Raw genomic sequence first — 24,578 nt, 5'->3', positions numbered from 1 at the left:
TGCCTCGGGTGGGACGGCCGCCAGGTTCCGCCCTACTTCCGCTCCTTGTCGAACGGGTTCTGCCCCATGCGCAGAGAGACGCGGATCGGCGTGCCGGGAAGGTCGAAGGCCTCACGCAGACCGTTGACGAGGTAGCGGGTGTAACTTTTCGGCAGGGCGTCGAGCTGGTTGCCGAAGACGGCGAAATGCGGCGGGCGCGACTTGATCTGCGTCATGTAGCGGATCTTGATCCGCCGACCCGACACGGCGGGCGGCGGATTGGTCTCCAGGGCCTCGGAGAGCCATTGGTTGAGCTTCGCCGTCGGGATGCGGGTGTTCCATGTCTCGTAGACCTGGACGACCGCCTTCATGAGCGGATCGATGCCGCTGCCGGCGAGGCCAGAAAGCGGCACTACCGGCGCACCGCGCACCTGCGGCAACAGGCGGGTGGCCTTTTCCTTCAGGTCCTTCAGGAGGCCCTGCTGATCGGCCACGAGATCCCACTTGTTGAGACCGATCACGAGGGCTCGTCCCTCCTGCTCCACCAGATCGACGATGGAGAGATCCTGCTTTTCGAACGGGATCGTGGCATCGAGAAGCACCACCACCACCTCGGCGAAGCGCACGGCGCGCAGGGCGTCGGCGACGGAGAGCTTCTCGAGCTTGTCCTCGACGCGGGCGCGCTTCCTTAGGCCGGCGGTGTCGAACAGCTTCACAGGGCGTCCGCGCCATTCCCAATCGAGGGAGATGGAATCGCGGGTGATGCCGGCCTCGGGACCTGTCAGCAGGCGTTCCTCGCCCACCATGCGGTTGATGAGGGTGGACTTGCCCGCGTTCGGGCGCCCGACGATCGCGACCTGCAGCGGCTTGTTCGGATCGTCCTCTTCCTCCTCCATCTCGTTCGGATCGGGGAAGTGAGGCATCAGGGCCTCGAAGAGATCGGCCATGCCCTCGCCGTGCTCGGCGGAGAGCGGAACCGGCTCGCCAAGACCGAGCGAGAAGGCCTCGTAGGCGCCGGCCATGCCGCCGGTGCCCTCAGCCTTGTTGGCGATGAGGATCACGGGCTTGCCGGAGCGGCGCACCATCTCGGCGAAGGGCCGGTCGGCAGGCAGAATGCCCACCCGGGCATCGATCACGAAGAGGATCACGTCGGCATCGGAAATGGCCGCTTCGGTCTGGGCGCGCATGCGGCCCAGCAGCGATTCCTCGGTCGCCTCTTCCAGGCCCGCCGTGTCGATGATGCGAAATTCGAGGTCGCCGAGCCTGGCTTCGCCCTCGCGCCGATCGCGGGTCACGCCCGGGCGGTCGTCCACGAGCGCCAGCTTCTTGCCGACGAGACGGTTGAAGAGAGTCGATTTGCCGACATTCGGCCGCCCGACAATGGCGACGGTCGCCGTCATGTCTTGTCCTATCTTACTGGGTGGCCTGCACCGGACCGCCCGCCACGAGAGCGGTATAGACGGCGAGGCGCTGCCTCAGGGCAGAGGGCGTCTCGCGATCGGCAGCGATCTGGTCGAACCAGCGACCCGCATAATCCATATCACCGGCCTTAAGGCCGGACAGTCCCAAGAGTTCCCGTGCCGAGTGGCGCCAGGCGTTGGACGGCGCCGCCAGCGGCTCCACGGCCTGTCGCAGGCGCGCCGGCTCCGCGGTGTCGATGCGCAGCCAGGCGGCGCGCAGGCGCGCTAGATCCTTCCATAGCGGCGGCACGGAGGCGTCATTGGCGAGCGCGTCGAAGGCCGAGGCGCCGTTTTCGGCGTTCTGCTGACCGAGTTCGGCGGCGAGACGGAATCGCGCGAGCATGGCGTAGCCGGTGGCGCCGTCCTCCTTCAGGACGGTTTCGAAAGCTCCTTGAGCTTCCTGGCCCTTTTCCTCCGAGGAAAGGCGCAGGGCCTCCTCGTAGCGCGCGGCCGCTTCCTGCGCGCGGGTCTCCTGTGTATGTTGCCAAAAGCGCCATCCGCCGACGCCGGCCACGATCAGAACCACGACGGCGATGATGATTCCGTTGTAGCGCTTCCAGATCTGGGCCATCTGGTCGCGGCGGTATTCCTCATCGACTTCGCGAATGAACTCGTCGTTCGGGGCCATCGTCTCACTCATGCGGCCCAAGCGGCCGCCTCCTGCAATCGAAGGAGGTCGCCTAGCACAGGCTCCCGCACAAGGCGAGAGGCTTCATGCCCGCATGGGCAGGACGGGAACCCCGATCAGCCAGGGGTGCAGCCAGAACACGAAGGCGAGATAGACCGCGGTGCCGATGACCACGGCCAGCCCGTCGTTCCGCCATCCGGCGGGTGCCGCCGTGCCCCCGTGCTGGGCCGCCACGTCCCGGCGCTTGGCGCTGATGCGGGCCAGGACGGCCCAGACCAGCAAGGAGCCGAAGAGCATGATCGAGCCGAGGTCTCCGTTGGCTAGAAGATGCGCCAAGGCCCAGATCTTCACGCCCGCGAGCATCGGGTGCTTCAGCCGTTGCTTGATATGCCCCGGCAGATAGGCCGCCACGAAGCAGATGAAGGCCACCCAGACCAGGAGAAGAGCGAGATGGCGGGTCCAGACCGGCGGATCCCAGACGGGAACGTAGCCGGCCGCGCGATACTGGCCGTAGCCGACCGCAATCAGAATGATGCCGACAAGAGAGACAAGGGAGTACAGGCCCTTGTATGGCCCCTCCCCGATTCTGGCGATCAGCCCCGCCCGGCTGGCCCGCGCCATGCTGAAGGAATGCATGCCGAGAAAGATCACCAGTCCGAGGATCAGCAGCGTCACGAGGGGGAGTCTCCGCAGTCTAGGAACTTATAACCATTCCAAACGGAGAAAACCAAGTGCTGTGAACGAAAGAGGCAACGTGGGACGAAAAGCCCGCTCTCCCAAGTCGCAAGTTTCCTATCGTCGTCAAACCCTTGGACTGCCTAAACTTTTAACACGGGGCATCTTGCAGCATGAAAATTTCTCCGCTACGGACCGCGCAAACCTTGCTTTAGACTAAATCGGCACTAGCGACGCCGCCCCAAGTCCGATAGCTAGGCCACAATATTCCAACAGGTTACAAGGGGGAGACAGGTGACGGCACTTCTTGGGCTATCCCGTGTCATCGACTCGATCAACGAACGCATCGGCAAGGTCGCTGCCTGGGCCATCGTGGTGGCCATCCTGGTCTCGGCCGTCAACGCCATCATCCGCCGCATCTTCGGCGTCTCGTCCAATGCCTGGCTCGAGCTTCAATGGTACCTTTTCGGCGCCGTGTTCATGCTCTGCGCCGCCTGGACCCTGAAGGCGAACGAGCACATCCGCATCGATATCGTCTCCAACAAGCTCACCAAGCGGGGGCGCGACATGATCGACCTGATCGGTCACCTGTTCTTCCTGCTGCCCTTCGTGGCCCTGATGCTCTACTTGTCGTTCCCGTATTTCATCGGTTCGTACCGCTCGGGCGAGGTTTCCTCCAACGCGGGCGGCCTTCTGATCTGGCCGGCCAAGGGACTCATCCTTCTCGGCTTCATCTCGCTCGCCTTCCAGTGGCTCAGCGAGCTGATCAAGCGTGTGGCGATCATGAAAGGCCAGCTGGTCGACGAGCACGATCACGCCGGCGCCCACGCCGCTGCCGAGGCCGAGGCCGAGCGGCTGATCGCCGAACTGGCCGACACTAGCACCACCAAGGGCGGCGAGCCTCCGGGCGACGCATTGCGCTGACGCCTCTCGCCCTGATCTGATTTCGGAGTTTCGCGCCCATGGCCGCCTTCATTGCCCAGAACCTCGCCCCGATCATGTTCGGCGCGCTGGTTATCTTCCTCCTCCTCGGCTACCCGGTCGCCTTTTCGCTGGCGGCCAACGGACTTCTCTTCTTCTTCATCGCGGTGGAGCTCGCCCCTCTGGCGCCGGAGAGCATCAACCTGTCCTGGCCGCTTCTCCAGGCCCTGCCCGACCGCATCTTCGGCACCATGTCGAACGAGGTGCTGCTGGCGATCCCGTTCTTCACCTTCATGGGCTACATCCTCGAACGCTCGGGCATGGCCGAGGACCTGCTCGACACGATCGGCCAGCTCTTCGGCCCGCTCCGCGGTGGTCTCGCCTATGCGGTGATCTTCGTGGGTGCGCTGCTGGCCGCTACCACGGGCGTCGTGGCCGCTTCCGTGATCTCCATGGGCCTGATCTCGCTGCCGATCATGCTGCGCTACGGCTATGACCGTCGCCTCGCGTCGGGCGTCATCGCCGCCTCGGGCACGCTGGCCCAGATCATTCCGCCCTCCCTCGTCCTCATCGTGATGGCCGACCAGCTCGGCCGCTCGGTGGGCGACATGTACGAGGGCGCGTTCCTGCCCGGTCTTATCCTCGCCGGTCTCTATGCCGGCTATGTGCTCATTGCCTCGCTCATCGACCCGAAGGCTGCTCCCGGCCTGCCGCTGGAAGCCGTCGGCTTCCGCGAGCCCAACGGCTCGCGCGGCGTGTGGCAGCTCGGCGTCCTGGTCGTGTTCTCCGGCCTCGTCGGCTACTACATCCTCTCGCAGACCAATACCCGCGCTGGCGCCGACTTCGTCATTCTGACGATCTGCGTGGGGACCGTGGTGGCGCTCATCTGCGCCCTCATGAACAAGATGCTCGGCGCCAAGCGCATTGCGATCTCCGCCGTGCTGACGGCGCTACTCGTGGGTGCCTACGTGGTCCTGCACCGGCAAGGCTACGAGAATCTCGCTCTCACGATGGAGATGATCCTGGCCGGCGCGATCTATGCGCTGGTGGTCGGCATCGTCGAGCGGTTCACGGGCGTTCGCCTCATGTCGAACATGGCCCAGCAGACCACCTTCGTCATGGTGCCTCCGCTGCTGCTGATCTTCCTCGTGCTCGGCACCATCTTCATCGGTCTGGCCACCCCGACCGAAGGCGGCGCCATGGGCGCGCTCGGCTCGGTCATCCTGGCAGCAGTCAAGCGCAAGCTCGACAACAACCCGAACCGCTTCAACTTCACGATCGTCCGCCAGGCGACGGAGGCGACAGCGAAGCTCTCCGCTTTCGTGCTCTTCATCCTGATCGGCGCCCGCGTGTTCTCGCTCACCTTCTACGGCGTGAACGGGCATATCTGGGTCGAGCACCTGCTGACCTCGCTTCCGGGCGGTCAGGTCGGTTTCCTCGTGGTGGTCAACATCCTGGTGTTCCTGCTGGCTTTCTTCCTCGACTTCTTCGAGCTGGCCTTCATCGTGGTGCCGCTGCTGGGCCCCGCGGCCGAGAAGCTGGGTATCGACCTGATCTGGTTCGGCGTGATGCTGGGCGTGAACATGCAGACCTCGTTCATGCACCCGCCCTTCGGCTTCGCCCTGTTCTTCCTGCGCTCGGTGGCGCCCAAGCATGCCTATACCGACCGGGTCACGGGCAAACGCATGGAGCCTGTCACCACGGGACAGATCTACTGGGGCGCCATTCCCTTCGTCATCATCCAGCTGATCATGGTGGCCATCGTGGTCCTGTTCCCGCAGATCGTCATGCACTACAAGGCGGCCGGTCCCGCAGTCGATCCGGCTGCGGTCCAGAAGAAGCTCGACGAGCTCCTGGTTCCAGGCCTCGGCGCTCCTGGCAGCGAGCCGGGCGGGCTCCCCGGCCTGAACTTCGACGAGCCGCCGAAGATCCAGTAAGGCCGGCTGGCGCAACTCATGAAAAGGCGGGCCTTGCTGCCCGCCTTTTTGCTTTCTCGTCTTCAAGAAGATTTCGCCCGCTTTGTCGGACCTCGTCACTGACGCCGGTAAATACCCGTGAAGGTGACGTTATGGCCGCCACACCTGTTGTTGTCTTTCACGAGCAGGTACGGGCCAAGGCGGCGCATCTGAACCCTGCAGTCGTATTCATCGGCTTCGTCATACGGCAATGGTCCGTTCTCGCCCATGCCGAAGGAGAGGCTGTCACCGGTGCCGGTCACAGGCGCCTCCCCGTCCAGTTCACCGCTGTTGACGGCACCCCGCGCGACACGACCCGGATCGGACGCGCCCCAGGTGGCATCGCCCTTGATCTTCAGCTTGCCTTGGTCGCCGCCTGCTTCGATGACGATGCTCTGCTCCGGACCGCTCTTCCACTCTCCGGTCCAACCGCCGGGCAGCAGGATGGGCTCTTCGCGCACCAGTGAGATGGCGGCTCGCGGCAGCCAGCCATCCGTCACCGCCCCTGTCCGGTTGGCATAGCTGGCGCACACGAAATCGCCGCTGCTGCCCGAGATCACCACGTCGTCGCTGGGAACGAGGTAAGCCTTGTCCTTGCAGGCGGCGCTGCTGTTGGGGCAGCCCTTCTGGAAGATCTCGCGCTTCACGAAATTCACGCGCGGAGAGAGATTGTTGATCCTGCCAAGGGAAACAGAGTCGTTCGAGTCGAGATCTCCGAGCTCGTAGCCGAAGTGGAAACACCCGGCGCTTTCCGCAAAGGAAGGACTGGCCCAGGCGACGCCCAGGAGCACAATCAAGGCAGGCTTCACCTTGTCTCGTCGAGCCATGCCCCTTCCCTCGTCTGGTCGTGCCTTAAGGCACAGCTTCCTCGTACTGCTCCGGCTTGAAACCGATGAGGATCTGCCCGCCGAGATCGAGCACCGGACGCTTGATCAGGGAGGGCTGGTCGAGCATGAGGGCGATGGCCTTAGCCTTATCGATACCCGCTTTATCGGCATCCGGCAGCTTGCGGAAGGTCGTGCCGGCGCGGTTGAGGAGCGCCTCCCAGCCGGCCTGACCAGCCCAGGCTTCGAGTCGCGACCGGTCGATGCCTTGAGCCTTGTAGTCGTGGAAGGCATACGGCACGCCCCTGGCGTCGAGCCAGGCCCGCGCCTTCTTCATCGTGTCGCAGTTCTTGATGCCGTAGAGGGTCATCGGCATCGGCCTACTCCCACTCAGTTGTTTCCTGGCGGAAACATTTCATGTATTTCAATGGTTTAGAGGTTTGCTGTGGATACGATACCATGAAGAGTGCCATGGCTCAAAAACCCGATTCTGGCCGATTTTTATGACTTCAGATCAAGACACTCAACTGCTTCACAAGCTGATCCCGTACCGGATGCGTGCCGTCAACACGCTCAACTACGCGCTGAGACTTCGGTCGGAGTGGACGGACGCGCCTCCCATGACGATGCACGTCAATGGCAAGCAAGTCATGGAAGGCAACCTAAACGCCTTCACCAACCCTGCTATCGAGGCTGGGCTGGTTCACTGCCGTGCCCTGCTCGAATTCCTTGGATTGAATGAGCGGGACGGCCAGTTGCGTCAAAGGGGCGGCAGGCAGCCCGACGACATCGGGATCGAGCATTTCAGCAATGATCACGGGCCGCTTAAAAAGGTCGACCCCGAAGCCGCCCTGAGTAGGTATGACGGCGGGCAGGAAGAGGCCCAAGAAGCTCTCCTGACCATCTTTCGGCTCACCAACAAGGGACTGGCCCACATCACGGAGTATCTGACTGCCCACCCTGAAAGCGGCAGGCTGGTCGAAATTGCCAGCCGCGGCATACCAGTCCTGGTGATCAACTATCTTTACATCCCGCTTGGACTGCCGGCTCCCGACTACAAGATCAGCTCGCGGCCAAGGGAGGGTTAGGGTCGATCCCGGCTTCCTTCAGCTTGAGCCGCAGCCGGGCGATCTCGAAGGCGGCGTCACTCGTCAGGCGATGGTAGTGATCGGCCTCCTGGATACTCCCGCCACAAGCATTCCGGCGCCAGCGCTTGATCTCGTCGGCCCGCTTGGCTTCCTCCTGGCGCAAGCGATAGAGAATGTCGTCCGAGCTAACCCGTAGAATTTCGTCCATTTCAGTCTCCAGTCTTCGGCCAGTGTCTATCACGACGCCGGCGGGGCTGGCAGCGGCATCCAGTGCGTGAAGCCGGTTGGAGCATGCGTGCTTTCCATCTCCGGGTTCCACTTCTGGCTCACCGTCCAATAGGCTATTCCGACATTAAGTCGTCCGTTGCGGCCGGGCCTGCAGTACACAACCGGCTCCCCCTTCTCAGGCGCGCGATCCTTCACGCTGATCCAGTCGGCGCTCATACGGCCTCCGGCAGTGGCGACCACAGCGACCGCAAATGCTCCCAGCGCGGCTTCAGGAACTCGATCACGGTCGGCTCGTCGTTGCGGCAGACTTCAACGGTGCTGTAGCAGTAGCGACCCTTGCGCTGCCCCATCCAGAACAGCTTCAGCTTGCCATTGCGGTAGTTCGGATCGCCGTCGTAGGTCGGCTCATCGTCTTCGCTCTGCTCGATCCAGTCCCAGCGGAACAGTAGATTGTAATCCATGTCCGAGTCGCTCCACTCCACCAGGAAATCGGCAAACGACTTGTAGTAGCTCTCGACGCTTTCGCTGGCGTAGTAGTTGCCCTCGTTGCAGTAGTAGGAGTGATCCACTTCCCACAGGTGCTTGGCTTCCATACCTCTCCTTTGTTTGGTGTTGTTGATGGAGAGAATTGTACCGCTACCGAGCTGGGCGCGTGATTGATTGTTCCTATCGGAAATTGCGGTTCGATTTAGAAACCAGCTCCAGCGCGATACCATGAACGAAAAGCGCTGAAAAAATCGTCCTTAGTTCTGGAGTCTGAAAGGCTTACGCTTTCGCGATACCATGAATTTGGTACTCTGGTGCGGCATGGTATCAGCGCTCGCCTAGTGAGTAGTCGAATTCCGTACCATCAAAAGTGCCAAGAATAATTCGAGCTCCATCGTGTTTTGCTCGGGTTTGAACCGCTACGACACCGCGTAAGAACTGTCGCATTCTCCAAGAAAAAAGCCCGTGAAATCACGGGCTTGAGCTAAATACTTCATTCTTCTGTGAGATCATCTCGGAAGTATTAGGAATATTAACATCACTCCCACTCGATGGTCCCGGGCGGCTTCGAGGTGATGTCGTAGGTGACGCGGTTGATGCCCTTCACCTCGTTGATGATGCGGGTCGCGACCCGGCCGAGGAAGCCCATGTCGAAGGGATAGAAATCTGCCGTCATGCCGTCGATGGAGGTGACGGCGCGGAGCGCACAGACGTGGTCGTAGGTGCGCGCATCGCCCATGACGCCGACGGTCTTGACGGGGAGCAGCACGGCGAAGGCCTGCCAGATCTCGTCGTAGAGGCCCGCATTGCGGATTTCCTCGAGATAGATCGCATCCGCTTTGCGCAGGATGTCGAGTTTCTCCCGGGTGATCTCGCCGGGAACCCGGATGGCGAGGCCCGGACCTGGGAACGGATGGCGGTTCACAAAGGCATCGGGCAGGCCGAGCTCGCGGCCGAGCACCCGCACCTCGTCCTTGAACAGCTCGCGCAGAGGTTCCACGAGCTTCATCTTCATGCGCTCGGGCAGCCCGCCCACATTGTGGTGGCTCTTGATGGTGACCGAGGGGCCGCCGGTGAAGGAGACGCTCTCGATCACATCGGGATAGAGCGTCCCTTGCGCGAGGAAGTCGGCCCCGCCGATCTTCTTGGCCTCCTCGTCGAACACGTCGATGAAGAGCTTGCCGATAGTCTTGCGCTTGACCTCCGGGTCGGACACGCCTTCGAGCGCACCGATGAAGAGATCCTGCGCCTGCACGTGCACGAGCGGGATGTTGTAGTGATCGCGGAAGAGCGTCACCACCTGCTCGGCCTCAGCCGCGCGCAGCAGGCCATGATCGACGAACACGCAGGTGAGCTGGTCGCCGATGGCCTCGTGGATCAGCACCGCAGCCACGGCCGAGTCGACGCCTCCCGACAGGCCGCAGATCACCCGGCCGGTGCCGACCTGGGCCCGGATGCGCTCGATGGCCTCCTCGCGGAAGGCCTTCATGGTCCAGTCGCCCTTGCAGCCCGCGATATCACGCACGAAGTTCCGGATGAGCTGGGCGCCCTGCGGAGTGTGCACCACCTCCGGATGGAACTGCACGCCGTAGAACTTGTGCTCCTCGTCGGCCACGACCGCGAAGGGAGCATTCTCGGAGGCGGCCAGTACCTCGAATCCTGCCGGCAGCTTGGTGACCCGGTCGCCATGACTCATCCAGACCGGGTATTTCCTGCCGACCTGCCACACGCCCTGGAACAGCGGGCTTTCCGTGAGCACCTCGATCTCGGCGCGACCGAACTCGGAATGGTGGCCGCTCTCGACCTCTCCCCCGAGCTGCGCCGCCATGGTCTGCTGGCCGTAGCAGATGCCGAAGACAGGAAGATCGGTGTCGAACAGCTCCTGCGGGGCGCGGGGCGACACGTCCGATGTGACCGATTCCGGCCCGCCCGACAGGATCACACCCTTCGGTTTCAAGGTCCGGATCGCCTCGGCGGCCTTCTGGAACGGCACCACCTCGGAATAGACGCCATCCTCGCGCACGCGCCGTGCGATGAGCTGGGTCACCTGGGAGCCAAAATCGACGATGAGGATCTTATCGTGGGTCTGGGTCATGGCGGGTTCTTAGAGCCTTCCGGGTCGGGACAACAATCGAAATATGAGGCTTTTCATGGGTTTCGCACCAGGATCGCGGCATAAAAGCCGTCCGTGCCCGTCCTGTGCGGCGTCAGTTGGAGCCCATGAGCCGTGGGACGCACGACATTCCTGAGATGTCCGAGCCCCGTCTGCTCCAAAGCCCTGTCCATCGTCATGGGCGTAAAGCCATCGTGGCGTTCCATGAACGCCGACAAGGCGTCGTCGTTCTCCTCCGGCAGGATCGAGCAGGTGATATAGACGATGCGCCCACCGGGCTTCACAAGCCGCGCCGCCCGGTCGAGAACCGCTTCCTGCTCTCTGCGTCGGATTTCCAAACTGCCCGGACGCAGGCGCCATTTCGCATCCGGGTTGCGCCGCCACGTCCCGACACCGGTGCAAGGCGCATCCACCAGAACGCAGTCGATCTTTCCGTCAAGATCGGTCACCGCGTCGGCCCTGGCCCGCGGCGTGCGGACCTGGACGTTGCGAACCCCGGCCCGCGCGAGCCGGTCGTGGATGGGCGCAAGCCGGCGGGCATCATTGTCCGTGGCGTAGATCTGGCCGTGATTGTCCATCTGGGCTGCCAGCGCCAGGGTCTTGCCGCCGCCGCCCGCGCAGAGGTCGACCACCTGCTCGCCGGGTTTGACGCCGGACAGGAGCGCCACGAGCTGCGAGCCCTCGTCCTGGATCTCGATCCAGCCCTTCAGGAACTCCGGCTCCGACTGAACGGCCGGTCCGCGCCCGTCCTCGCTTGGGGCAATCCGCAGGCCCAGAGGCGAGAGCGGCGTCTCGACCGCGCCCAGATGCGGCAGCGCATCGTGAGCCTCCTCGCGGGAGGAGATCTTCAGGGTATTCACTCGCAGATCGAGCGGAGCCCGTGTGGTGAGCGCCTGCATTTCCGGGACCAGATCCTCGCCGAAGAACTCTTGGAGCGAAGGCTCGATCCAGTCCGGGAAGTCGCCGGCCACATGGGCAGGCGCGCCTTCGAGATTTGCGTTCTCCAGCCTAGCCCGCTCGTCGGCCGTCAGCGGCTCGGGGGCGAAACGTTCACCCGAGCACAGGGCTGCAATGGCATCGGGCTCCATTCCGCGCTGGAGCCTGAGCATGCCGAGCATAATGGCGCGGGGCGTGGTCTCGCCCATGATCCACCCGGCGGAGGCTTTGCGCCGCAGGGCGTCGTAGACCAGGCTCGCGATGGCGGCGCGGTCCTTGGAACCGGCGAAACGATGCGACAGGCCCCAATCCTTGAGGGCGTCAGCCGCGGGACGACGGCGGGCGTCGATATCGGCCAGGACCTCGAAGGCGGCGGAGATGCGGGCGGCAGGTGTCATCGAAAAAACACACTTAAGCTTGGCCGTAGAAACGACACATTGTTTCCTATTTTCCGTCCTCATCGAGAGTGGATGGTGAGGCTGCGTGCATTCCGCACGATTCCTCTTGGGAGCCACTCTCTATGTTGACCCGACTGACCCGCGGCCTCATCGCCGTCGGCCTGACCCTGACCATCGCTGCTTGCGCCACGGCCCCGGCTGCCGACCTCACCCCGCCTCCGATGAAGCAGACCGACGCCAAGACCCAGCTCGAGAGCGGTCGCCGCTACTAATGCGATGTGCGGGATGGGCGCAACGCCCATCCCGCTCCTCAAACGCCTGTCTCGGCAGCCAGCACCCGAATGCCGAAGATCACCCACATGGCGGCCAGAACCAGCACCCCGACCACGAAGGCCATGAAGCGGTGGGACACCTTATTCGAGGTTGTGTGGATCGCCGCATGAACCAGTCGGCTCGCTACGAACATCCAGGACATCACCACGAAGAGCATATCGGCCTTGCGGGTGATCAGCGCCAGCACCACCAGCACATAGAACAGCACCGGCAACTCGAACTGGTTGTGGTACGCGTTCTGGATCTGAAGGATGCGTGTAGGCCAGTTGCGCTCGCCAAGAGCAATATCCTTCACCTTCACCTGCCCGGTCCGAAGGGTGCCCAGCCGCGAACTTCCCATCCAGAGGAGCAGGAGGACGGTCAGCGCGACCTGGACATAGACTGGGAGAAGGATGGCGGTGATGCTCATGAACAAAAACTCAACTGAAGCTTAGCTGCGTGTCGGATAATTAGGGCTTTCCCGCGTGATCGTCACGTCATGAACGTGGCTCTCGCGAAGGCCCGCGCTGGTGATGCGAATGAACTGAGCCTTTTCCTGGAATTCCGGCAGGGTCGCGGCCCCCACGTAGCCCATGGAGGCGCGAAGGCCTCCGGTGAGCTGGTGCAGCACCGCAGAGACCGGGCCCTTGTAGCCCACCTGGCCCTCGATGCCTTCCGGCACGAGCTTGAGGGTGTCGCGCACCTCCGCCTGGAAATAGCGGTCCGCCGAACCGCGGGCCATGGCCCCGACCGAGCCCATGCCCCGGTAGGACTTGTAGGAGCGGCCCTGGTACAGGAACACCTCGCCCGGAGTTTCGTCCGTGCCGGCGAGCAGGGAGCCCACCATGGCGCAGGAGGCGCCCGCCGCGAGCGCCTTGGCGAGATCGCCCGAGAATTTGATGCCGCCATCGGCGATCACCGGGACATCCGCCTGGGAGGCTGCCTCGACGGCTTCCATGATGGCGGTGAGCTGGGGCACGCCGACGCCCGCCACGATCCGGGTGGTGCAGATGGAGCCCGGACCGATGCCGACCTTGATCGCATCGGCACCGGCATCGATGAGGGCCTGAGCCCCTTCCCTGGTCGCTACGTTGCCGGCGATCACCTGGACCGCATTGGAGAGCTTCTTCACACGGGAGACGCTCTCCAGAACCTTCACGGAATGGCCGTGGGCGGTGTCGACCACCACCACGTCGCAGCCCGCGTCGATGAGGCGCTCGGCGCGCTCGAAGCCCTGCTCGCCCGTGGTCGTCGCAGCGGCGACCAGGAGGCGGCCCTGCGCGTCCTTGGCGGCATTCGGATAGGCCACCTGCTTCTCGATGTCCTTCACCGTGATCAGGCCGATGCAGCGGAAATGGTCGTCGACGACCAGGAGCTTCTCGATACGGAACTGGTGCAGGAGGCGCCGGGCCTCGTCCTGGCTCACGCCCTCGCGGACCGTGATCAGACGGTCCTTGGTCATCAGTTCGGAGACCGCCTGGCCAGGATTGTTGGCGAAGCGCACGTCGCGGTTGGTCAGGATGCCGACGAGCTTCCCCTTGGTTCCGTTCGGTCCGCGCTCGACCACCGGAATGCCGGAAATGCCGTGATGCTTCATCATGGCGAGCGCGTCGGCCAAGGTTTCGTCCGGGTGGATGGTGATCGGGTTCATCACCATGCCCGACTCGTAGCGCTTCACGAGGCGGACCTGCTCCGCCTGGGCTTCCGGCTCGAGATTGCGGTGGATCACCCCAAGACCGCCGTTCTGAGCCATGGCGATCGCCATGCGGGCTTCCGTCACCGTATCCATGGCGGAGGCGATAATCGGCATGTTGAGGCGGATCGTCCGGGTCAGCCGGGTCGCGACATCCACGTCGCCGGGCAGGACTTCGGAGCGGCCGGGCCGGAGGAGCACGTCATCGAAGGTCAGTCCTTCGATGAACTTATCGGCGAATACAGAGGCCATGACCAACTCCTTGAATGGGTGCGCGGATAAGAGAAACACCGCTTTGGTGAGTTGGCACGGGTCCGTAGCACGAGCTTGTCGTTTCGCAAAGGGTGGAGAAGCGCTTCTCCAGAAGACCTGCCTTGCGCCTTTTTGGTCTTTGCAAGGGGGTTGCAGGGCGCTAATTCCTGCGAGTCATGCGTCAATCCCGCCTTCTCCCGCTGATCATCGCCACAGCCCTGTTCATGGAGAACACGGATTCGACCGTCATCTCCACGTCGCTGCCGATGATCGCGCAGAGTCTGGGGACAGACCCGATCGCCCTCAAGCTGGCGCTGACCTCCTATCTGGTCAGCCTCGCCATCTTCATCCCGATCTCCGGATGGATGGCTGACAAATACGGTGCCCGCACGATCTTTACGGCCGCCATCGGCGTGTTCATGGTGGGCTCGCTTGCCTGCGCGGCCGCCAATTCCCTCGAATGGTTCGTGATCTCCCGCTTCGTCCAGGGTGCCGGTGGAGCCATGATGGTGCCGGTGGGTCGCCTCGTGCTGCTGCGGAGCGTTCCTCGCAGCGAGGTGGTGCAGGCGCTCGCGACCCTGACCATCCCGGCCCTCGTCGGTCCCATCGTGGGTCCCCCGCTCGGCGGCTTCATCACAGAGTTCTTTCACTGGCGCTGGATCTTCTTCATCAACATTCCCATCGGCATCCTCGGCATCGTGATGGCGACGCTCTACGTGCCGAACATCAAGGAAGACGATACGCCGCCGCTGGACTTCATCGGCTTCCTGCTCTCTGGATTCGGCTTCGCCCTGCTCATGCTCGGCTTCGCGTCGGGCGGGCGGCATCTTATCCCGGCGGAGATCTCCACCGGCTGCGTGGTGATCGGCGCGGCCTGCCTGGTTCTCTATGTCTTCCACGCGCGGCGCACCCCCTACCCGGTCCTGCATCTCGGCCTGCTGAAGATCCCGACCTTCCGCATCAGCGTGGTCGGCGGCTTCCTCTTCCGTGTGGGCATCGGGGCGATCCCGTTTCTCCTGCCCCTGATGCTGCAGGTGGGGTTCGGCCTGAGCCCGCTGGCTTCCGGCTCGCTCACCTTCATCGCGGCAGTCGGAGCTCTGTTCATGAAGACCATGGCCAAGCGCATCCTCGAACGAACAGGTTTCCGCAGGCTCCTCATCATCAACGCCTTCATCGGAGCGGCCTTTGTGGCTGCCAACGGGTTCTTCGCGCCCGAGACGCCCCACTGGCTGATCATGATCATCCTGCTGGTCGGCGGCTGCTTCCGCTCGCTCCAGTTCACCAGCCTCAACGCCATCGGCTATGCGGAGATCTCCAACCGCGAGATGAGCTATGCCACGAGCCTGTCGAGCGCCCTGCAGCAGGTCTCGCTCAGCATCGGTGTCGCCTTCGGGGCCTTCGTGTTGGAGGCGGCGGCAAGCCTCGACGGCGATGTGGCGATCACGGCCGGGGATTTCGGCCCCGCCTTCTGGGCGGTTGCCGCCGTGTCCGCCCTGTCCGGCTTCGTCTTCATGGGGCTTTCGCCGAACGCCGGCGCCGAGATGTCGGGACACAAGATTGTGAAGGACAGGCCACCGTCGACAGGCCTGGGGGACGGTATGTCCGGCCGCTAAGCTGCGCTAGCATCGCCGCCGCGAAGCGGGAGGCTACCCCATGGACCAGCGCATCATCGACCTCTACGACGACTTCACCCATGGCGGCATGAGCCGCCGCTCCTTCCTCGACAAGCTCGCCGCCCTGGCGGGCAGCACAGCCGCCGCGACGGCTCTTCTGCCCATCCTGCAGAACAACTACGCCCACGCCCAGACCGTGCCGGAGAACGACGGGCGGATCACCACAGAGACCGTGGACATTCCGGGCGCCCAAGGGCTCAAGGGTTATCTCGTCAAGCCGAAGGACGCCGCGGGCAAACTGCCGACCGTCATCGTCATCCATGAGAACCGGGGCCTCAACCCGCATATCAAGGACGTAACCCGCCGCATGGCGACGGAAGGCTTCATCGCCCTCGGGCTCGATTACCTCTCGCCCATGGGCGGCACGCCGGCCGACGAGGACAAGGGCCGGGAGATGATCGGCCAACTCAAGCAGCCGGACGTGATCGCCAACGGAAAGGCCGCGGTGGCTTATCTGAAAGGCCGTCCTGACAGCAACGGCAAGGTCGGCGCCATCGGCTTCTGCTGGGGCGGCGGCGCGGTGAACAATCTCGCGGTCAACGAGCCGAACCTTAATGCAGGTGTGGCCTATTATGGCGGCCAGCCGAAGGCCGAGGACGTGCCGAAGATCAACGCGGCCATGATGATGCACTACGGTGGTCTGGACGAGCGCATCAATGCCGGCATTCCGGCCTACGAGGCGGCACTGAAGCAGGCGGGCAAGACCTACGAGATCCACGTCTACGAGGGCGCCAATCACGCCTTCAACAACGACACCAACGCGGCACGCTACGACAAGGAAGCGGCGGATCTCGCCTGGAGGCGGACGGTCGGGTTCCTGAAGAAGAACTTGGCTTGAAGATCCTGCATTAGCGCGTCGTCCGAGCCATTCGCCACGTCATCACCGGCCTCGTGCCGGTGATCCCGATCGGAGAAGCGCGTGCTTCACGCGTGCTTCATAGGATCGAGATGGCGGGGACAAGCCAGGCCATGACGTAGACAGGTCAATCCTCGAACGCCTCGACCTGCACGCGTTTCCCGATCAAGAAGGCGTCGCCCACGAGACGGAACGGGGCATCGTCCACTTCCGACTGGCGGGCGTTCAGCAGCTCGTCGAACCGGCGATAAATGCCCTGATATTCCGCGGGCTCTTCCTGCACGACTTGGCGGCCGCCGATTTCCAGGCAGCTTCCGCCATGGGTGAGCTTGAGGCCCAGTCCCGCTTCCGTCTCCACCTCGATGTCCCAGGTCTGCGGCCCGGTCTGGCGCCAGTCGAACACAGCCTGCAGGTCACCCTGCCCGTGGCTCATGGAGAACGTCAGATGGGCGGCGATCGGCGCATCGCGGTTGGCGGGGAATTCCAGCTCGGATGCCTTGATGAAGACCGGCTCGGGCATGATCCGGGTGACGATGGAGAGCGCGTTGATTCCCGGATCGAACACGCCGAAGCCACCGGCCTGCCAGATCCATTGCTGGCCCGGATGCCAGTGCCGCACGTCTTCCTTCCAGGTCACCAGCAGGCGCTTGATCGTCCATCCGGCGAGCGCCTTCTTCGCCTCATCGACGGCCTTGTTGTACTGGGCATGCCAGGTGGTGAAAACGACCTTTCCCACCTTCGCGGCGAGCTCCTTGAGGTCCTCAAGTTCGCTCAGGGTTGCGGCAGGCGGCTTTTCGAGCAGCACGCTCTTGCCCGCCAGAAGCGCCTCGCGGGCGATCTGATGGCGCACCTGGGGTGGGGTGCAGATCGACACCGCCTCCACCTCCGGGATTTTCAGGAGCTCCCGATAATCCTGGAAGCTGTACTTCGCCTCATCGGGCTGCAGCCCGCGCTGGCTCGCCACCGCCAGCAGCTCGAAATCCGGATTGGCCTTGATGACGGGCAGATGCTGATCCTGGGCGATCTTGCCGAGGCCGATGATACCGATCTGGTGCGCTGCCATCGTCCTATCCCTTGCAAAAGAGGCCTCTGGTCGAAACCCGTCAGGCCGGAAGCGTCTCGTCCGCCCGCCCCCGAAAACCGGTTGCCATGACATAGAGTTCCGCCGAGTCGGCCCGGCTCGCCGCCGGCTTCACATGGCGCACCACGGCGAAGTCGCGCTTCAGGTCGGCCAGAAGCTGGTTCTCGGTGCCCCCCTGAAACACCTTGGCCACGAAGGCGCCGCCGGGAGCCAGGATCTCGCGCGCGAAATAGATGGCGGCTTCGGCCAAGCCGATGATGCGCAGGTGGTCGGTCTTCTTGTGGCCGGTGGTATTGGCCGCCATGTCGGACATGACGACATCGGCCGGACCGCCGAGCATCTCGATCAGCTTGCCGGGCGCGCTCTCGTCCAGGAAGTCGAGCTGGATGAACTCGACTCCTGGCATGGGATCGATAGGCAGAAGGTCGATGCCGACGACCTTGCCCTTGGGACCAGCCTTCTTGGCCGCGATCTGCGACCAGCCGCCGGGAGCAGCACCTAGATCGACGATCCGCTGACCGGGCTTGAGGATGTGAAATTTCTCATCAATCTCCAGCAGCTTGAAGGCCGCACGGGACCGATAGCCCTCGCGCTTGGCGCGGGCGACGTAGGGATCATTGAGCTGGCGCTCAAGCCATTTCTGGGACGAAAGAGTCCGCTTATGGGCCGTCTTCACGCGTTGCTTGAGATTGCGGGCTCCGGAACCGGTTTTGGCAGTCACCGCTGCCCCCCTCGCCACACGGAATCCTCTCGCATCATCTTCATCAAAATTCCTTCGCGCAATCCGCGATCCGCGATGCGCAGGCGCTCCGAAGGGAACGCCCGCCGGATCGCTTCCAAGATGGCGCAGCCGGCCAGAACCAGATCGGCACGATCCTTGCCGATGCAAGGGTTCGCGGCCCGCTGCGTGAAATCTGAACGCAGCAGACGCTGCATCACGGTCGAGATCTCGCCGTTGCGCATCCACATCCCGTCCACACGGCGCCGGTCATAGCGCGCAAGACCAAGGTGAATGCCGCCGACCGTGGTGACGGTTCCCGACGTTCCGAGGAGATGAAAGTTGTGGGCGCGCCCCGCCGCAGCCGCCACGAGGGCGAAATCGAGCAGAAGCTCGGACACCTCCTCGACCATGCCTTCGAAGGTCTCAGGCGTGACATCGATGCCGCCATGGCGTTCGGCCAGCGTCACCACGCCGACCGGCAGCGAGTCCCAGGCACGAATGCGTTTGCACGGATCGGCAAAGGCATGGGGCGCCTGACCGTCGAGCCAGGCGATCTCGGTCGAGCCGCCGCCGATATCGAACACGATGACGGATTGTGCCTTGGGATCGACGAGGGATGCGCAGCCGGTGACCGCCAAATAGGCTTCCGTCTTGCGGTCGACGATCTCAAGCTCGAGATCGAGCTCGTCGCGCACGCGCTCGATGAAGGACGGGCCGTTTTCGGCCAGCCGACAGGCTTCCGTGGCCACGAGGCGCGCCCGGGTCACGTCCTTGGCGGCCATCTTTTCACGGCAGACCCGCAGCGCATCGAGCGTGCGCGAGATGGCATCGTCGCTCAGGCGATTGCCGAGGCCGAGGCCTTCGCCGAGCCGCACGATGCGTGAGAACGCATCGACGACGCGAAAGCCGAAATGCGCAGGCTCCGCAATGAGAAGCCGGCAATTGTTCGTGCCGAGATCGAGCGCCGCGTAGCTCCTGGAGGATCGTCGCCGAGGATCCGCGCGTGCCGACGAGGGACGTTCCGCAACCAAGGACGCGCCGTTTGCGGATCCGCTCAACGGATCCGCATGTCGGTCTCCTGGTTCTGGTGCAACGTCCACTTTGACGGTCAAAACGAATCCCCGAGCACTCCAAGCGGGTGCGTTGTTGGACGAAGAGAGTAACCATCGCGCCGCCGTCCTGCCAAGGGCAGGCTCCGCAGATTGTAGCCTACCTCCTCGGGGAGGGTCAGAGCCGCAGGGCCACGAAGCGCTCCGTCAGCCCCTTCAGGACATCGGCCCCCACATTGGCGATGGCCACGCGCAGATGCCCTTCCTGACCAGGACCGAAATAGCTTCCCGGCAGGCACAGCACGCCTCGCTCGGTCGCGAGCTTCTCCGCCACCTGCTGCGCCTTGGCCTCCGGAAACGGGTGGCGCAGATAGGCGAAATAGGCCCCGACCGACTCGATCTTCCATTCCGGCATGGGCGCGAGAGCGTCCTGAAAAACCTGTGCACGCCGGTTGATCTCGGCCCGATTGTCCTCGCGCCAGTCGCGCAAGGACTCGATAGCCCATGGCAGCGCCGCCTGAGCGGTCCGCGGCGCGCAGATCTGGATGCAGTCGAGGATCTTGGCCACCTGCTCTATGAGCCCGGCATCGGCCGTGATCGCTCCGGTCCGGTGGCCCGGGATCGCGTAGGATTTCGAGAAGGAATAGAGCTGAATTACCGTGTTGCGCCATTCCTCGCCAATGAACAGGCCGTGCGCGCGGTTCATCTCCTGCGGCAGGAAGTCCCGGTAAGTCTCGTCGATCACGAGATAAATGCCGTGCTTGGCGCAGAGCTGAGCGAAGCTCTCGATCACATGGCCGGGATATACGGCCCCGGTCGGGTTGTTGGGAGTGACGAGCACGATCGCCCTGACCTTCTCGTCGATCATCGCCTCCGCATCCTCGACGCGCGGCACGAATCCGTTCTCCGCCCGGCAGGGCAGCGGACGCGGCTCGATGCCCAGCATGTCGAGGGTCATCTGGTGATTGAAATACCAGGGCGTCGGCAGCAGCACCGCTTCGCCGCGATGGGCGAGCAGCATCATGGCGGCGAAGAAGGCCATGTTGCAGCCGGCGGTGACGGCGGTGTCTTCGGGTTCGATCCGCCCCTCGTAGAGGCGGGAGAGGTCGGCCGCATAGGCTTGGCGTAGGCCCGCATCGCCATTGATCGGGCCATATTGCGAGCCGGCTGCGGAGCCTGCGGCCGCGGCCATCCGCTCCAGCAGACCGGCATGGGGAGCGTTGCCCGGAACGGCCTGCGAGAGGTTGATCAGCGGCCCGAAGGATCCGTCATAGCGCTTGGTCCAGCTCTGGGCCTCCGGGATCGGAGGGCTGCCGACGTCGGCGACGAGAGGGTTGATGAGCTTGGCAGGACCGTTCGTCATGAAATCATCCGAGTGCAGCAAACGAGAAAGGGCAGGAGTTCCGGGGAGCCTTCCACCGAAACGGCCTGCCCTACAAGGCTTTATCAGCCCGGCCGTGACGGTCGGGCTCTCGTCCGGAGACCTTTAGTCCTTCGCGCGCTCCACGTAGGAGCCGTCTTCCGTCATGATCACCACGCGGGTGCCGGCCTGGATGTGGGGCGGAACCAGGGTGCGCACGCCGTTGGACAGTATGGCGGGCTTGTAGGACGAGGATGCCGTCTGCCCCTTCACGACCGGCTCGGTCTCGGTGATCTCGAGGGTGACGCGGGCCGGCAGTTCGATGGCGATCGGCACGCCGTTATGGGTCGAGAGCATCACGGCCATGCCTTCCTGGAGATAGGGCTTCTGGTCGCCGATGATGTCTTCCGGGACGACGACCTGGTCATAGGTCTCCGGGTTCATGAAATGGAAGCCTTCGCCGTCCTGGTAGAGGAAGGTGTGCTCGCGGTCTTCCACGAAGGCGCGCTCGACCTGCTCGGTGGTCCGGTAGCGCTCGGAGACCTTCACGCCGTCCGAAATGCGGCGCATGTCGAGCTGGGTGACAGGCGTGCCCTTGCCGGGATGGATGTTCTGGGCGGTGAGGACCACATAGAGCTTGCCGTCCATATCGACGACGTTGCCTTTGCGGAGCGTAGAGGCGATGACCTTCACGGGAAGCTTTCCTTGTGACAGATAAGGGCGCGTCGTGAGGGGCGGGTCGCCCATCCCCCAGTGGCACCGAAAACGGTTTTCGGTGCCGCAAGTAGCCTATCTTCGCAAAAATCGCCAGTCCGACCTTAACGAGCCCTTTGGAATGGATCACCCCGCACCTTCCTCCTCTCCCTGGTGGACGCCCCATGTCCATGCGGACCGCCGGCCGTTTCTCCTGGGGAGGAACCGCATCCAAGCGGCCCTGCGAGGTTTCTTCGGCTCACGGGACTTCGTGGAGGTCGATACCGCCACACTGCAGACTTCGCCGGGCAACGAGGCGCATCTCCACGCCTTCGCGACGGAAGCCGTCGGCCCCGACGGCTCGCGGGCGCCGCTTTACCTCCACACCTCGCCGGAATTCGCCTGCAAGAAGCTGCTCGCCGCCGGCGAGTCCCGGATCGCCTGCTTCGCCCATGTTTACCGCAATCGGGAGCGCGGCCCCCTCCATCACCCGGAATTCACTATGCTCGAATGGTACCGGGCCGGTGAAAGCTATGAGGCGCTGATGAAGGATTGCGCCGAGATCCTGGGCCTCGCGGCCGAGACCATCGGCACACGCACCCTCACCTATCGTGATCGCGAGATCGACCCGTTTCGGGAGCCGGAGCGCCTGAGCGTGGCAGAAGCCTTCGAGCGCTTTGCCGGGATCGATCTTCTTGCCTCCATCGACCGGAACGGCGCGACGGACAGGGAGCATCTGGCCGCCAGCCTGAAAGCGGCGGGGCTGCGGGTGGCGGGGGACGACACCTGGTCGGATCTATTCAGCCGCGTCATCGTGGAGCGGGTCGAGCCCAATCTCGGTCTCGGGCGTGCCACGATTCTGGACGAGTACCCGGTCGCGGAAGCGGCCCTCGCCCGCCCGGCTGCCCGCGACCCGCGGGTGGCTGAAAGGTTCGAGCTCTATGCCTGCGGCGTGGAACTGGCCAATGCCTTCGGCGAGTTGACGGATGCGGCCGAACAGCGGCGGCGGTTCGAGGCCGAGATGGCGGAGAAGGTGCGGGTTTACGGAGAAAGATACCCGGTGGACGAGGATTTCCTGGCGGCACTCGCCCAGATGCCCGAGGCGAGCGGGATCGCGCTCGGCTTCGACCGGCTGGTGATGGTCGCCACCGGCGCCTCGCGCATCGATCAGGTGCTCTGGGCGCCTGTGCCGGAGACGAGCCGTTGAACGCAATCCGCACCGTCCGCACACCTGCCGAACTGGTTGAGACAGGTCTCGTCGCACCCGAGAAGCTCTCTGGAATCGAGGCCGTGGCCGAGCGTTATGCCGTCTCGATCAGCCCCGCCATGGCCGCCCTGATCGACCGCAGCGATCCGAACGACCCCATTGCGCGTCAGTTCGTGCCGGACGCGGCCGAGCTGACGATCGCGCCCGAGGAGCGCGACGATCCCATCGGGGATCTTGCGCACAGCCCCGTCGAAGGCATCGTCCACCGCTATCCCGACCGGGTTCTGCTCAAGGCCGTTCATGTCTGCCCGGTCTATTGCCGCTTCTGCTTCCGCCGGGAGATGGTTGGCCCGCAGGGGCTCGGCACGCTCTCGCCGGACTCGCTCGACCGGGCGCTCGCCTATATCGCCGATCATCCGGAGATCTGGGAGGTCATTCTCACCGGTGGCGACCCGCTGGTGCTCTCCCCCCGTCGCCTCGCCGAGATCATGCAGCGGCTCGCCGCCATCAAGCACCTGAAGATCGTCCGCTTCCACACGCGCGTGCCCGTCGTCGAGCCGGAGCGGATCGACGAGGCGCTGATCACTGCCCTGAAGGCGAGCGGAAAAACGGTTTACGTGGCCCTCCACGCCAATCATCCGCGCGAGCTGACGGCCGAGGCGCGCGCAGCCTGCGCCAGTCTCGTGGACGCGGGCATCGTCATGATCAGCCAATCTGTTCTTCTCAGGGGTGTGAACGACGATCCGGACACCCTCGCGGCGCTCATGCGGGCCTTCGTCGAGACCAGGGTTAAGCCCTACTACCTCCACCACCCGGACCTCGCACCCGGCACGAGCCACTTCCGCGTGACCATCGAGGAAGGCCGTGCCCTGGTCGCCGGGATGCGGGGCCGGATCTCGGGACTGTGCCAGCCGGCCTACATCCTCGATATCCCTGGTGGGTACGGCAAGGCCGTTATCGGACCTGACGCCATCCGCGAGACCGGCAGCGGCTACACGGTCTCGGACTTCAAGGGCGATGAGCACGCCTATCCTCCCTCGGAGTGAGGAGCCGGCGCCGGTTTCGCCACTTGGTTGGCCGCAAACTGCGGTAAGATCGCTCTCGGTTGCATGATTGCCGACTTGAGGTGGCCTGACGATGGCGAACGATGCGGTTGAGCCGGCCGAACCCGAGGAGCAGCGCGTCGACTCGACCTTCCGCAACGGCTCCATCACGGCCATCGGTGTCGTCGTCGGCTTCTCCCTCGGGTTCTTGAGCCGCTGGTCGGCGCTCCCGGGCGAGTGGATGCATTCGGACCTCGTCTCGGTTGGTTTCATCACTCTGGGTCTTGCCCTGCAGGTAAAGGCCCTGGCCGATCTTCTGCTGGTCTCCTCGCTCCAACTCAAACGTTACAACCGCTCCATCCGGTTCTTCCTGGTCGGCTTGACCCTGGTCGGTACCGGAGTGGTGTTCGCCGTCTTCGCCGACCTTTTCGGCTTCGGCGGCATCGTCCTTCAGGGGTGAAGTCTCAATCAAAGCCCGGCTTGCCGCTACGTCCCTTCTTGATCTCGGACCGGCGGCCTTTCGCCTCGAGCCTGCGCTTCTTGGAGGCCAGGGTCGGTCGCGTGGGCCGGCGCGGTTTAGGGCGTTCGGTCGACTGACGGATCAGCTCGACCAAACGTGCGACTGCGTCCTCACGGTTTCGATCCTGACTGCGGAAGCGCTGGGCCGTGATCACGAGAACGCCGTCGTTCGTCATGCGTTTGCCGGCAATCCGCTCCAGCTTCTCCTTCACGTAATCCGGCAGAGACGGCGAATTGCGCACATCGAAGCGCAGCTGGACGGCGGTCTCCACCTTGTTGACGTTCTGGCCGCCCGGGCCGGAGGCGCGGATGAAGCTCTCCTCGAGTTCCGCCTCGTCGAGCGCAATGGAGTTCGTCACCTGGATCATCAAGGGCCTCGGTCCGGACGCGAAAAACATAAGTGGAGCATGTGGGCCCATTCCTAATGC

Annotated in this window: 27 protein-coding genes; 9 read left to right on the top strand and 18 right to left on the bottom strand. The window is 63.9% G+C overall.

The window, feature by feature from the left end; translation table 11 throughout:
* Positions 1-32: 32 nt before the first annotated feature.
* The 3 genes from der to VB672_RS10005 form a co-directional block, all read right to left on the bottom strand.
* Positions 33-1,379, bottom strand: a complete 1,347-nt coding sequence (der, locus tag VB672_RS10015) for a ribosome biogenesis GTPase Der (protein WP_329784039.1) — start codon at positions 1,377-1,379, stop codon at positions 33-35.
* Between the two features lie 13 nt (positions 1,380-1,392).
* A complete protein-coding gene (locus VB672_RS10010) occupies positions 1,393-2,067 on the bottom strand; it encodes a tetratricopeptide repeat protein (RefSeq protein WP_329784038.1) in 675 nt (224 codons plus the stop codon).
* Positions 2,068-2,151: 84 nt separating this feature from the next.
* Entirely contained in the window at positions 2,152-2,742 is a 591-nt protein-coding gene (locus VB672_RS10005) for an NnrU family protein (RefSeq protein ID WP_329784037.1), read from the bottom strand.
* Between the two features lie 294 nt (positions 2,743-3,036).
* On the opposite strand from VB672_RS10005, the gene VB672_RS10000 reads away from it, so the two are divergent.
* Positions 3,037-3,666 carry a TRAP transporter small permease subunit gene (locus VB672_RS10000; protein WP_329784036.1) on the top strand — a complete coding sequence of 210 codons (630 nt, stop codon included), beginning with the start codon at positions 3,037-3,039 and terminating at the stop codon, positions 3,664-3,666.
* Positions 3,667-3,704: 38 nt separating this feature from the next.
* Entirely contained in the window at positions 3,705-5,600 is a 1,896-nt protein-coding gene (locus VB672_RS09995; protein WP_329784035.1) for a TRAP transporter large permease, read from the top strand.
* Positions 5,601-5,695: 95 nt separating this feature from the next.
* On the opposite strand, the gene VB672_RS09990 is transcribed toward VB672_RS09995, so the two are convergent.
* Together VB672_RS09990 and VB672_RS09985 are read right to left on the bottom strand one after the other, a co-directional pair.
* Positions 5,696-6,445, bottom strand: coding sequence for a hypothetical protein (locus VB672_RS09990; protein WP_329784034.1), 750 nt, complete (start codon positions 6,443-6,445; stop codon positions 5,696-5,698).
* A gap of 25 nt (positions 6,446-6,470) precedes the next feature.
* Positions 6,471-6,818: an ArsC family reductase gene (locus tag VB672_RS09985; RefSeq protein WP_329784033.1), complete on the bottom strand. Its 348-nt coding sequence runs from the start codon at positions 6,816-6,818 to the stop codon at positions 6,471-6,473.
* 244 nt (positions 6,819-7,062) lie between these two features.
* Between VB672_RS09985 and VB672_RS09980 the strand changes: the two genes are divergently transcribed.
* A complete protein-coding gene (locus VB672_RS09980) occupies positions 7,063-7,530 on the top strand; it encodes a hypothetical protein (RefSeq protein WP_329784032.1) in 468 nt (155 codons plus the stop codon).
* Here VB672_RS09980 and VB672_RS09975 read toward each other — a convergent pair.
* The 5 genes from VB672_RS09975 to VB672_RS09955 all read right to left on the bottom strand — a co-directional run bounded on the left by VB672_RS09975 (position 7,505) and on the right by VB672_RS09955 (position 11,691).
* Entirely contained in the window at positions 7,505-7,738 is a 234-nt protein-coding gene (locus VB672_RS09975; RefSeq protein WP_329784031.1) for a hypothetical protein, read from the bottom strand. The genes VB672_RS09980 and VB672_RS09975 overlap by 26 nt on opposite strands.
* Positions 7,739-7,767: 29 nt before the next feature.
* Positions 7,768-7,974 (bottom strand): DUF551 domain-containing protein, encoded by a 207-nt coding sequence (locus tag VB672_RS09970; RefSeq protein ID WP_329784030.1) that lies wholly within the window; start codon positions 7,972-7,974, stop codon positions 7,768-7,770.
* Positions 7,971-8,327, bottom strand: a complete 357-nt coding sequence (locus VB672_RS09965; protein ID WP_329784029.1) for a hypothetical protein — start codon at positions 8,325-8,327, stop codon at positions 7,971-7,973. The genes VB672_RS09970 and VB672_RS09965 overlap by 4 nt, the downstream gene beginning before the upstream one ends.
* Before the next feature lie 455 nt (positions 8,328-8,782).
* Complete coding sequence (gene guaA, locus VB672_RS09960) at positions 8,783-10,339, bottom strand: glutamine-hydrolyzing GMP synthase (protein ID WP_329784028.1); 1,557 nt, start codon at positions 10,337-10,339, stop codon at positions 8,783-8,785.
* Positions 10,340-10,392: 53 nt separating this feature from the next.
* Positions 10,393-11,691 carry an RsmB/NOP family class I SAM-dependent RNA methyltransferase gene (locus VB672_RS09955; protein ID WP_329784027.1) on the bottom strand — a complete coding sequence of 433 codons (1,299 nt, stop codon included), beginning with the start codon at positions 11,689-11,691 and terminating at the stop codon, positions 10,393-10,395.
* Positions 11,692-11,813: 122 nt separating this feature from the next.
* On the opposite strand from VB672_RS09955, the gene VB672_RS09950 reads away from it, so the two are divergent.
* Positions 11,814-11,963, top strand: a complete 150-nt coding sequence (locus tag VB672_RS09950; protein WP_329784026.1) for a hypothetical protein — start codon at positions 11,814-11,816, stop codon at positions 11,961-11,963.
* A 38-nt stretch (positions 11,964-12,001) separates the two neighbouring features.
* Here the strand turns inward: VB672_RS09950 and VB672_RS09945 are convergent, their stop codons facing one another.
* On the bottom strand, positions 12,002-12,433 hold the full coding sequence (locus VB672_RS09945; RefSeq protein ID WP_329784025.1) for an MAPEG family protein: 432 nt from the start codon (positions 12,431-12,433) through the stop codon (positions 12,002-12,004).
* Positions 12,434-12,454: 21 nt separating this feature from the next.
* On the bottom strand, positions 12,455-13,948 hold the full coding sequence (gene guaB, locus VB672_RS09940) for an IMP dehydrogenase (protein ID WP_329784024.1): 1,494 nt from the start codon (positions 13,946-13,948) through the stop codon (positions 12,455-12,457).
* A 176-nt stretch (positions 13,949-14,124) separates the two neighbouring features.
* Between guaB and VB672_RS09935 the strand changes: the two genes are divergently transcribed.
* Together VB672_RS09935 and VB672_RS09930 are read left to right on the top strand one after the other, a co-directional pair.
* Positions 14,125-15,561: a DHA2 family efflux MFS transporter permease subunit gene (locus VB672_RS09935; protein ID WP_329784023.1), complete on the top strand. Its 1,437-nt coding sequence runs from the start codon at positions 14,125-14,127 to the stop codon at positions 15,559-15,561.
* Positions 15,562-15,601: 40 nt separating this feature from the next.
* Positions 15,602-16,459, top strand: a complete 858-nt coding sequence (locus VB672_RS09930; protein WP_329784022.1) for a dienelactone hydrolase family protein — start codon at positions 15,602-15,604, stop codon at positions 16,457-16,459.
* A 145-nt stretch (positions 16,460-16,604) separates the two neighbouring features.
* Here VB672_RS09930 and VB672_RS09925 read toward each other — a convergent pair whose 3' ends face one another.
* The 5 genes from VB672_RS09925 to efp all read right to left on the bottom strand — a co-directional run bounded on the left by VB672_RS09925 (position 16,605) and on the right by efp (position 21,435).
* Positions 16,605-17,540 (bottom strand): Gfo/Idh/MocA family protein, encoded by a 936-nt coding sequence (locus tag VB672_RS09925; RefSeq protein ID WP_329784021.1) that lies wholly within the window; start codon positions 17,538-17,540, stop codon positions 16,605-16,607.
* A 40-nt stretch (positions 17,541-17,580) separates the two neighbouring features.
* Positions 17,581-18,279: an RlmE family RNA methyltransferase gene (locus VB672_RS09920; RefSeq protein ID WP_329784020.1), complete on the bottom strand. Its 699-nt coding sequence runs from the start codon at positions 18,277-18,279 to the stop codon at positions 17,581-17,583.
* Entirely contained in the window at positions 18,276-19,310 is a 1,035-nt protein-coding gene (locus VB672_RS09915; RefSeq protein ID WP_329784077.1) for a Ppx/GppA phosphatase family protein, read from the bottom strand. The genes VB672_RS09920 and VB672_RS09915 overlap by 4 nt, the downstream gene beginning before the upstream one ends.
* A gap of 196 nt (positions 19,311-19,506) precedes the next feature.
* On the bottom strand, positions 19,507-20,691 hold the full coding sequence (locus tag VB672_RS09910; protein WP_329784019.1) for an aminotransferase: 1,185 nt from the start codon (positions 20,689-20,691) through the stop codon (positions 19,507-19,509).
* Positions 20,692-20,814: 123 nt separating this feature from the next.
* Positions 20,815-21,435, bottom strand: coding sequence for an elongation factor P (efp, locus tag VB672_RS09905; protein ID WP_329784018.1), 621 nt, complete (start codon positions 21,433-21,435; stop codon positions 20,815-20,817).
* An 88-nt stretch (positions 21,436-21,523) separates the two neighbouring features.
* Between efp and epmA the strand changes: the two genes are divergently transcribed.
* The 3 genes from epmA to VB672_RS09890 all read left to right on the top strand — a co-directional run bounded on the left by epmA (position 21,524) and on the right by VB672_RS09890 (position 24,091).
* Complete coding sequence (gene epmA, locus VB672_RS09900; protein ID WP_329784017.1) at positions 21,524-22,588, top strand: EF-P lysine aminoacylase EpmA; 1,065 nt, start codon at positions 21,524-21,526, stop codon at positions 22,586-22,588.
* Complete coding sequence (locus VB672_RS09895; RefSeq protein WP_329784016.1) at positions 22,585-23,634, top strand: lysine-2,3-aminomutase-like protein; 1,050 nt, start codon at positions 22,585-22,587, stop codon at positions 23,632-23,634. Before epmA ends, VB672_RS09895 begins: the two co-directional genes overlap by 4 nt.
* A 91-nt stretch (positions 23,635-23,725) precedes the next feature.
* Positions 23,726-24,091 carry a hypothetical protein gene (locus tag VB672_RS09890; RefSeq protein ID WP_329784015.1) on the top strand — a complete coding sequence of 122 codons (366 nt, stop codon included), beginning with the start codon at positions 23,726-23,728 and terminating at the stop codon, positions 24,089-24,091.
* Between the two features lie 4 nt (positions 24,092-24,095).
* Here VB672_RS09890 and arfB read toward each other — a convergent pair whose 3' ends face one another.
* Positions 24,096-24,518 (bottom strand): alternative ribosome rescue aminoacyl-tRNA hydrolase ArfB, encoded by a 423-nt coding sequence (gene arfB, locus VB672_RS09885; protein ID WP_329784014.1) that lies wholly within the window; start codon positions 24,516-24,518, stop codon positions 24,096-24,098.
* Positions 24,519-24,578: the final 60 nt, after the last annotated feature.

The organism is Microvirga sp. CF3016 (assembly GCF_036314085.1).
Classification (GTDB): Bacteria; Pseudomonadota; Alphaproteobacteria; order Rhizobiales; family Beijerinckiaceae; genus Microvirga.
Note: the sequence above shows the minus strand (reverse complement) of the source record. Positions and strands in the feature narration are given on the sequence as shown.

Coding starts and splice junctions, on each gene's coding strand:
- der (WP_329784039.1), bottom strand. CDS start 1,379: ATGACGGCGACCGTCGCCATTGTCGGGCGGCCGAATGTCGGCAAATCG.
- VB672_RS10010 (WP_329784038.1), bottom strand. CDS start 2,067: ATGGCCCCGAACGACGAGTTCATTCGCGAAGTCGATGAGGAATACCGC.
- VB672_RS09995 (WP_329784035.1), top strand. CDS start 3,705: ATGGCCGCCTTCATTGCCCAGAACCTCGCCCCGATCATGTTCGGCGCG.
- VB672_RS09990 (WP_329784034.1), bottom strand. CDS start 6,445: ATGGCTCGACGAGACAAGGTGAAGCCTGCCTTGATTGTGCTCCTGGGC.
- VB672_RS09985 (WP_329784033.1), bottom strand. CDS start 6,818: ATGCCGATGACCCTCTACGGCATCAAGAACTGCGACACGATGAAGAAG.
- VB672_RS09980 (WP_329784032.1), top strand. CDS start 7,063: ATGACGATGCACGTCAATGGCAAGCAAGTCATGGAAGGCAACCTAAAC.
- VB672_RS09975 (WP_329784031.1), bottom strand. CDS start 7,738: ATGGACGAAATTCTACGGGTTAGCTCGGACGACATTCTCTATCGCTTG.
- VB672_RS09970 (WP_329784030.1), bottom strand. CDS start 7,974: ATGAGCGCCGACTGGATCAGCGTGAAGGATCGCGCGCCTGAGAAGGGG.
- guaA (WP_329784028.1), bottom strand. CDS start 10,339: ATGACCCAGACCCACGATAAGATCCTCATCGTCGATTTTGGCTCCCAG.
- VB672_RS09955 (WP_329784027.1), bottom strand. CDS start 11,691: ATGACACCTGCCGCCCGCATCTCCGCCGCCTTCGAGGTCCTGGCCGAT.
- VB672_RS09950 (WP_329784026.1), top strand. CDS start 11,814: ATGTTGACCCGACTGACCCGCGGCCTCATCGCCGTCGGCCTGACCCTG.
- VB672_RS09945 (WP_329784025.1), bottom strand. CDS start 12,433: ATGAGCATCACCGCCATCCTTCTCCCAGTCTATGTCCAGGTCGCGCTG.
- guaB (WP_329784024.1), bottom strand. CDS start 13,948: ATGGCCTCTGTATTCGCCGATAAGTTCATCGAAGGACTGACCTTCGAT.
- VB672_RS09935 (WP_329784023.1), top strand. CDS start 14,125: ATGCGTCAATCCCGCCTTCTCCCGCTGATCATCGCCACAGCCCTGTTC.
- VB672_RS09930 (WP_329784022.1), top strand. CDS start 15,602: ATGGACCAGCGCATCATCGACCTCTACGACGACTTCACCCATGGCGGC.
- VB672_RS09925 (WP_329784021.1), bottom strand. CDS start 17,540: ATGGCAGCGCACCAGATCGGTATCATCGGCCTCGGCAAGATCGCCCAG.
- VB672_RS09910 (WP_329784019.1), bottom strand. CDS start 20,691: ATGACGAACGGTCCTGCCAAGCTCATCAACCCTCTCGTCGCCGACGTC.
- efp (WP_329784018.1), bottom strand. CDS start 21,435: ATGGGCGACCCGCCCCTCACGACGCGCCCTTATCTGTCACAAGGAAAG.
- epmA (WP_329784017.1), top strand. CDS start 21,524: ATGGATCACCCCGCACCTTCCTCCTCTCCCTGGTGGACGCCCCATGTC.
- VB672_RS09890 (WP_329784015.1), top strand. CDS start 23,726: ATGGCGAACGATGCGGTTGAGCCGGCCGAACCCGAGGAGCAGCGCGTC.
- arfB (WP_329784014.1), bottom strand. CDS start 24,518: ATGATCCAGGTGACGAACTCCATTGCGCTCGACGAGGCGGAACTCGAG.